Here is a 7,973-nt window from a genome sequence, read left to right on the forward strand (position 1 = left end):
GATTCCCCGCCCCACCGTGGGCGGGGTTGAAGCCGACACTCGCTGCCAATAACCACGATCCATTAAGTACCTCTATCACCTATTGAAACTTGTGGCGGACGACTACCTGAGGCGCACCGCAATCACTCGCCCCACCCTCACCGACGAGCAGAAGCAGCTGCTCGATACCACCATCAACGAGTGGCAAACTGCCTGCAACATCAGCAGCCAGATCGGATGGGAACACGGTGAAACGCGGAAAACGTACCTCCAAGACCTCGCCTATGACGAGGTACAGGAGGAGACGCGTCTCGGGAGTCAGCACGCGATCCTCGCCACCCACCAAGCCGCAGCCGCCCTTTCTGGCGTCGAAGAACTCGAAGAACTGGACGAGGAGTACAAGACCTCACGGCCGGAGTTCACCGCCGAAACGGTGAAATACGACACCCGGACGATGACTCTATTCGACGACGGGACGGTCTCACTCGCAACAGTCGATGACCGTATTCGGTGTGACCTCGCGTTACCGGACGACAAAGACGGCTATCAATACCAGTACCTCAACGATGAGGACTGGGAACTCACTGAATCCACGCTCACCCGACACGGTGGAGACTACTACCTGCACCTTGGGTTCCGCAAACCGAAGCCCGAGAAACAGGTCGTACAACAGGGCGACGACGAGGACAGGACAGTTCTCGGCGTCGATCTCGGCATCGTCAACATCGCCACCACCTCAACGGCGTACTTCGCGTCCGGCAGAGAACTCAGACATCGACACCGGGAGTTCGAGCGGATTCGCAGCAGTCTCCAACAGACCGGTACGCAGTCCGCCCACCGCACCATCCAGCAGATGAGTGGCAGGGAATCCCGATACGTTCGAGATGTCCTACATCGGGTGGCCAACGACATCATCGAGGAAGCGTTGACACACGACTGCGAGTACATCGCGTTCGAGAACCTGAAACACATCAGGGAACGTGCGCCCCCAGTGAAGGAGTTCCACCAGTGGGCGCACCGCCAGCTCGTTGACCTCGTGGAGTACAAGGCGGAAGAGGAGGGCATTTGTGCGGAGTACGTCGATCCGGAGAACACGAGTCGGCGGTGTCCCGAGTGTGGACACACGAGCGAAGGGAACCGCGTCAGGCAGGCAAAGTTTGAGTGCGAGAAGTGTGGTGCGACGGCGAACGCGGACTACGTTGGGGCGAAAAACGTTGGGTGGCGGTACGTCCGTCGCGGCCTACAGTCGTCGCGGCGGACGGGCGACAGTCAACTCGCCCTGAAGTCAGGAACGGTGACGCCGAATCGGGGGTTTGTCCCGTCCGACTAACCACGGTCGGCAGAGGCCGAGTTCACTGACAAGCCCCGCGCCACCGTGCGCGGGGCAGTTGACTCAGCAGGTTGCAAACAAGCTCGTGTTGACTGAGGGGATGGTTAACCGTAGTGAGCCGTTCCTCACGACTGATTCGCTGACCGTTCGCCTAGTCAGTACCGAGGACATCTTCCTGTTCAAGCTGATTGCCGGCCGTGACGACGATATCGAAGACATGAGTGTCCTCGTGGAAACTGGGCTTGACTACGATGTTGTCGGGACTGAACTGGAGGTGCAGATCGAACAGCTTGGCGACGATCAGTTCGCGACGTTTGCAAACGAGGCACTACTCGACCTCGAAGAGCGCTATGGCGTGACGATGCCGATTGGCGATCGAGTCGAAGAACTGGCGACCCGATACTATCGCGGACTGGAGGTCTTCCAGGTGCTCGATGAACCGAAATCGATCGAGACTGTGGCAGACGAACTCGGTCTCGATGTCACAGTGGTCAGAGAGCGCATCACGTATCTGGAAGTGTTCGACCGTGTTACTCGGGAGGACGAGACGGTGCGGCAGGCTAAGAACGAGACAGAGTGACGCAGATCAAAAGACAGGATCAGATAATTTGCTCAAGCACCCGCTGGAGCTTGTCGTCGACCTCCCCTGCCTGCAAGATTGTGAGTTCGCTCTCGGCCTGGTCAGCGAACGACGCCGTCTCCTGCTCTACGTCCTGGACGACGAGCAGGCCGTTCCAGCCGTCACCGAAGACGCTCCCGGACTCGTCGGTGAAGACGAACTCGTCGTCCATCCGGAGGAACGCCACGTACTCTAGCGTCTCTTTGATCCCCTGTCTGATCGTCTTGGTGCGCGAGCTGTTCTTGACCTCCGTGATGAGATACTCGTAGCTGCCATCCGGCGAGATGATCTCGAGGGCGATGATGTCCGGCCGACCAGTATGGTTCTGAAAGTCCTTCTCTGTGAAGTAGTTGTTCGCGACTTCCCGGGCGACGAGTTGGACCCGATCCGTTCGTGACAGTGATTCAGGATCGGCGTCGTCACTGGCGGCGGCTTCAGTCCGGAAGGACAGATCGCGATCGCGCGCGGAATTGTCGTGATAGATGACGATCTCTTTGTCGCCATCGAAGCGAGCGATTTCCGGGCGATCCGTGGCGATCGTCTGCAGCGAGAACGATCACCAAACGGTACACCGCGACCGCCCCGCAGCAAGAGGGCGGTCCTCCCGGGCCGTCGTCCCTCCGACGGTCGCTCGGCGCTCGGGCCGGTCCCACGGCCCTCGCGTAAGTCGAGACCTCGCTCCCTCCTGGCGGCTGGGCAGTGGGCAACAGTATGCAGTAGTGTGGTCGGTACCGGTCCGTGGTCCGTGGTTCAGACCTGTCTGTTGTGGCAGTTCTGGATACGAGTATTGCCCGTATCTGCAGCCATCGTAGATCAGCATCGCAGTCTCGGTGTAGTATCTGTGTGTGACCACAGCTTGCTCTACACCGGTTGTGTACACCGGTCGCTGGTTAGCGTTTCACCGGTTGTGGGTAGATTTCGACCATGCCGTCGGGAGAACCAGTCCGCGATGGAATCTTGCCCCTGCAAAAAAACGGGTGACGAGGGTGACTACCGGTCGACGACGGCGAGCCCGTGCCACCAGTCGCCGCGCGGCCCAGCGTGACTGAGCGTCAAGCTGTGTTCTCCGAAGATCCCGCTGACGACCGGGGGAATGCCGTCAGTGCGGAGCGTCACTTCCACGGTCCAGCGGTCGGTCGGGTCGACGCTCGGTGCCACCACGTCGACGCCGACCACGGCAGGGATGGCCTCCAGTTCGTTCACGGCGTTGTGGGCGCGGTGGCGGGCTTCGACGCGGCAGCTCATGCCGTGGCCTCCTGCGCGACGTTCTTGGCCAGGTTGTAGCGAATGTCCGCCGCCTGGGCTTTCGCGTCTTGGTGTCGGTCGTGCGCTGGCATCTTCGTGTTCCACCACTCGTCGATCCAGCCGCATTTCTCCTCGCGAACGTAGTCGATCCAGTGCTGGACGGCCGGCCGGGCGAGTTCCTCTGTGTGGACGACGTCGCCGTCGACGGTGACGTACAGCGTGGCTCGCACGGGGTCCCAGCGGTGACAGCGACCGCGTTGATCGTAGCCGATGACGCCGGCGCGCTGTGCAACAGATTTTTCTCTCGAAGTGTCGTAGCTCTCAGCGTTGGTTTGCATGGGATGGTTCCTACGCAAACCCGGCCCGCCGTGTTGTGACCACGGTGGGCGATTCTCATTCATCCGGTGAAATCACCCAAAAGCGCCGGGTTTGCGTAACTAATAGTTAGGTCTGCAACCACTTAGTGCTTGCCCGGTATCGTGCAAAGTTGCGCGAATACCTGACTAGTCCCGGTCGTACGCAACGTCAATACCGTCGTCAGTTGCGATGAAATATCCCTCGTCACTCAGGTCTACTTCTTTGATTTCTCCCTCATCAAGGGCTTCGGCGTCTATCTTCTGAACTAACCCTTCCTCAGTCAGTTCAGTGAGATAGTTATTGACTGATCGCCGTTCGAAGGTAGCACCTCGAAGTTTCGCGTTCCGAAAAATAACGACAGGAGGGAGAGCAAATCCTCCGTCTGCGAGGACTTTGAGTATGAGCCGTTTCCTGTCCTCTTTTCCCATGTCGTCAGGATTGGGAACGCGCGATATATCACCACCGAATCTGTCAAAGCCGCTGAATAATGTGCAATTTTGCATTCTGGCGCACTCATTTGCTTAGTAGCTTGCAAACCACTAAGTGCTTGGGACGGTACGTCGGATAATACCGGAACTTCACAGTAGCAAATCATACCGAAGAACCGCGGTGCGACGACCTGTCACCACCAGGCCACCGCATGAGGCTCCTGAATTAGGCAGAAGCCATGATCATCTATCACACCGAGGGGCTTGAACCCTCTCACCGACAGCCAGCATTGCACACCGACTGGATCTCGTTAACCAACAACGGCCTGTATCTCTCGACTCTGTTGGTTAGGAATATTTTCTCGCTCTCCACGAACTGCCGATCGCATAGGAGAATCAAGCTTGCCGGCTCGGAGGCAGCATGACTGCCCCTTCCGCTTCCGTCAGTACACGAGACAGCTCCAGTCTTGACGAGACTGATGGCCACACAAGCGACCAGGCCACCCTTACCAAGCAACTCCTCGCCGAGTGCCGGCAACTCCGCGAGACCGTCGAGGCCCAAAAGCAAACCATCGAGAAGCAACAGCAGACGATCACCGACCAGGTCAGCCGGATCAACACGCTGGAGGACCGCGTCGACGAGCTCGAGGCCGACAGCGAGAAGACCAGAGACATCGCCCGGAGTGCCAGCGCCAAAGCCGAGCAGGCCATCGCCGACACCGACACGCAGGAGGACGCCGAAACCCTGCCCCAGGGCGTCGAGCCGTCCTCGTCGCCGCTGGATTTCTTCGCGAACTGCCGACAGTCGAAGATCAAGGAGCTGTTCGTCGAGCAGTCCAACCGGTCGAACACCTATTGGGCGATCTGCGTCGCCAAGCGCTGGCCGGAGTTCGCCCAGCGGCGGACCGACGGCAGCGGCATCTTCTTCACGCGAGATCATTTGGAAACTGCGCTGACGGCGCACCTGGGGGAGTCGCCCCACCGGCAGACGATCCATCGCGTGTGGGATCAGTTGCAGGATCTTGGCGGGGAGGACGTCCGGGTGAAACGCCGGCAGGTCGGGCGGAGCCAAGAGCCCAAGGAACTGCTGACGATGGACATGGACACCGCGGAGGGGTTGCTGGACAGCCGGTATCTCGGATTGGATCTACTGGAGGCGACGGCCGGGAAAACACGGACCGGTGGCGTCACGCCCGTTGTGACGGGGGTGACGGGATGACCCCGTGACGAACCCGGCATAGGTCAATCAAGTCGACCAGCAATCCCAGTTGGTGCTGTTGGCCCCGCTCCGCAGGCTAGCTATTGCCTGCTAATGTGTAGCTGCAGGACTGTACGGCCCCCTTTCGTTCTAGGAGCAGTGAGCGTGGTCGACACACGCGAATGGGCCTGGCGCTCGTGCCCCACGTCACAACGCCTGTGACTTACTCCGAAATCCAGCGTGATGGGTATGGGTACGGATCGTTTGCGGCTTTTTCACTTGTTTGGGCACTCTGATTTCTACTATTGGGCCACCGTAGTTGTCTGGCGTTACAACGGATTGGGTATCGAAGTTCTAGCTTCTCAATTCATTGTATCGAACTACTGTAACTTCCGCCAATACCTATACAGAGGAGTATGTATTCAGCAAAGTGTGTTATTTAAACCATTATTCGATCCGGGTGGCTGCCCACTCAGCTTTTTCACGGACTTCTTCATCCGGGTCATCCTCTGCGATCCGTTTGAGACGGGTCATAGAAACCGGGGCTTCCGTGTTCCCAATCAGCGTACATGCGTTCGCACGGACGGCTGCCCGCGAATCATCAAGCGCCGCTGCTAGGTGCTCAGATTCAGCTCGAATAGTCTCCGGGTTCGCTTCCCCAGCCCGTAGGAGTGCGATTGACGCATTGATCCGCGTTTGGTCATCGTCGGCTGTCAGACATCCCGCGATAACGGACGCATAGTCGACAACGATGTCGGGATGGAACTGTGCGATGTCACCGAGGAGGCCCGCCGCGTTTGCTCGAACCTTTGGTTCAGCACTATCGAGACACTCAACAAGGGAGGCCACAACAGTGGTTGCTGTGTCAGGATAGGATTTTGTAATATGCCCAACTGCTGACAATGCATTTGTTCGGAGAGTCGTGTTCCCGGCTGCTATGCTATCAAGCAGGATGTCGAGCATCGGCAGGAGTTCTTCGGGGTATTCCGCCGAGATATTCGAGAGGGCATAGATTGCCATATCTCGCGTTTCTTCAGACCCAGAGTTAGCCACCGTCTCGAGGAGCGGCACCGTATCGAGTGCCTGTTCTGGGGCTGTTTCTGAAATATCGGCAAGGCAGGTTGTCGCAGCCAACGATACGTCCTCATTGGTGAGGAGCTCCGGGCGATCACCGAGCAGCGTCGACAGTTCGGTGATAATCGTTTCCTTCCCCTCGTGACCCTCTTGAAGTAGTGTCGACAGGAACGCAAGTCCAGCGGTGGGGTCGATAGACTGCGTCCGTAAGGCGTCAAGCGTGGCGTCGACATCGTCCATTCTAACCCGATTTGAGTGCTCGTCTGCGAGGGCGTCCAACGACTCAATCTCGTCGTCCTGCGAAGAGTTAAATAATTGCTCAAGGGTGAGTGGCTCCAGCGCAGTTAGATCTGGGCGTTTGATTTTGTACCGTTTTCCAGTGGTGAGGCTTTGAAAACGGAATACGGGAGGTCCGTGGAGGGGCTTAGCCGAGGGTCGGGTGATTTCGTCGTGGAAGGCAACTAATTCTCGCTCTTGCTCTGCTTCGTGGAAACTGACCTCGAAAAGATACCACTCCTCGAGGATATCGGTAACCAGGTCTTCCGATTCGAAGCCCCCCTCGTATGCATCTTCTGGACGCCACTGCCCACCTTCAGATAGGGGTGCTTTGATATCCGGCAGTGCTTCCAGCCCTTTTTTGACCTGCTCGCACCACCACGTCCGAAAATCCGGGACAAATCCTTTGGCCCGCGCATGTACGCCATTGGCTCCAATTGGATAGTTATGCTCAGGTTCGAGTGTCTGAACGATCTCGTCCATGGTCGCACCGCCGGTATCAGTGATATATCGTCGGGCCGCAGCAATAGCCTTCACAAATTCGTTCCTGGGAGCCTTCTCAGGAAACTCGACATCAGCGAGTGCATGGAGTTCAGCATCAACATCTAATCGGGATTGATCAAGAGGTTGGTCAAAATCCGACAATTGGTTGGAATTAAACTGGTCTAAGGTCGGTCCCTCTTGACGGCGATAGACCGTATCTCCTAACTGAATACCATCGGGGACTTCGCTGATTTCGATCCCATTCTTCCACGCAGCGTACATTGCCTCTTGAGTCGTCAGGGATCGACCATCGTCTGCAATTAACTCTCGATCTTCAGCAAACCGGGAGGTGCTTGGGTCATAGAGTAAGATATCGTCACCGATGATTGCATAGAGGCCACGATCTTTCACAAGCTTGTTCCACCGAGCTTCGATGGTTTCCTCCTCTTGCTCTTTCAGCAATTCTAACAGATTATTTATAAAAGAATGCATAAACTGCTCGCTAACAAGATCATCTTCCTCTAGGGCTTTGAATTCCGGATTCGCCACAACTTTTCGGACTCGGTCTGGTATTTGTACAGCCCTCTCCTTGCTAACCCCGAACTCATCGACAAGCTTATCGACCATTCGCCCCGCCCAATCACTTGCTCCCATACGTGTCAATGAGACACCTCGTGAATAGTAGTATCCCTTGGTCACATCTGGAAACCTTCTCCTTACATGCAAGCCTCGAGCTGGCCACTATTCGCTACACAAAAGTTCTCCTGAACCACGAAATTGCTGTACATTACCAGAAAAACAGAGTTGTTTGAACCACGGTTGTGGCTGCGCGCGCAGCGAACCGAGCACCGAGCGGAGGGTGGGGCGGTGGATCGTGGGTGACCTGGTCCACAGGTAACTACGACCGATTATGATTTAATTGGCCGTGGTGAATCGCCAGACGTAGCGTGATTTTACTGTTTCACTGCCTGCGTGATGTTGTAA

Annotated in this window: 7 protein-coding genes and 1 pseudogene; 3 read left to right on the top strand and 5 right to left on the bottom strand. The window is 57.1% G+C overall.

Annotated features, from left to right (window positions below; all coding sequences use genetic code 11):
- The first annotated feature begins 91 nt into the window (after positions 1 to 91).
- Together ACFR9U_RS15885 and ACFR9U_RS15890 are read left to right on the top strand one after the other, a co-directional pair.
- Positions 92 to 1,309: an RNA-guided endonuclease InsQ/TnpB family protein gene (locus ACFR9U_RS15885; protein ID WP_247382168.1), complete on the top strand. Its 1,218-nt coding sequence runs from the start codon at positions 92 to 94 to the stop codon at positions 1,307 to 1,309.
- A gap of 64 nt (positions 1,310 to 1,373) precedes the next feature.
- Positions 1,374 to 1,889 (top strand): annotated as a pseudogene (locus ACFR9U_RS15890) (hypothetical protein); the annotation flags it as partial.
- 19 nt (positions 1,890 to 1,908) lie between these two features.
- Here the strand turns inward: ACFR9U_RS15890 and ACFR9U_RS15895 are convergent.
- The 4 genes from ACFR9U_RS15895 to ACFR9U_RS15910 form a co-directional block, all read right to left on the bottom strand.
- Complete coding sequence (locus ACFR9U_RS15895) at positions 1,909 to 2,100, bottom strand: hypothetical protein (protein WP_247382172.1); 192 nt, start codon at positions 2,098 to 2,100, stop codon at positions 1,909 to 1,911.
- 818 nt (positions 2,101 to 2,918) lie between these two features.
- On the bottom strand, positions 2,919 to 3,173 hold the full coding sequence (locus tag ACFR9U_RS15900; RefSeq protein WP_247382175.1) for a hypothetical protein: 255 nt from the start codon (positions 3,171 to 3,173) through the stop codon (positions 2,919 to 2,921).
- Positions 3,170 to 3,511, bottom strand: a complete 342-nt coding sequence (locus ACFR9U_RS15905) for a class-II aminoacyl-tRNA synthetase family protein (protein ID WP_247382178.1) — start codon at positions 3,509 to 3,511, stop codon at positions 3,170 to 3,172. Before ACFR9U_RS15905 ends, ACFR9U_RS15900 begins: the two co-directional genes overlap by 4 nt.
- Before the next feature lie 165 nt (positions 3,512 to 3,676).
- On the bottom strand, positions 3,677 to 3,958 hold the full coding sequence (locus ACFR9U_RS15910) for a hypothetical protein (protein ID WP_247382180.1): 282 nt from the start codon (positions 3,956 to 3,958) through the stop codon (positions 3,677 to 3,679).
- 421 nt (positions 3,959 to 4,379) lie between these two features.
- Between ACFR9U_RS15910 and ACFR9U_RS15915 the strand changes: the two genes are divergently transcribed.
- Complete coding sequence (locus tag ACFR9U_RS15915) at positions 4,380 to 5,177, top strand: PspA/IM30 family protein (RefSeq protein ID WP_247382183.1); 798 nt, start codon at positions 4,380 to 4,382, stop codon at positions 5,175 to 5,177.
- 426 nt (positions 5,178 to 5,603) lie between these two features.
- Here ACFR9U_RS15915 and ACFR9U_RS15920 read toward each other — a convergent pair whose 3' ends face one another.
- Entirely contained in the window at positions 5,604 to 7,616 is a 2,013-nt protein-coding gene (locus ACFR9U_RS15920) for a HEAT repeat domain-containing protein (protein ID WP_247382186.1), read from the bottom strand.
- Positions 7,617 to 7,973 lie beyond the last annotated feature (357 nt).

Origin of the sequence: Halorientalis brevis (assembly GCF_042678165.1) — an archaeon.
GTDB lineage: Archaea > Halobacteriota > Halobacteria > Halobacteriales > Haloarculaceae > Halorientalis > Halorientalis brevis.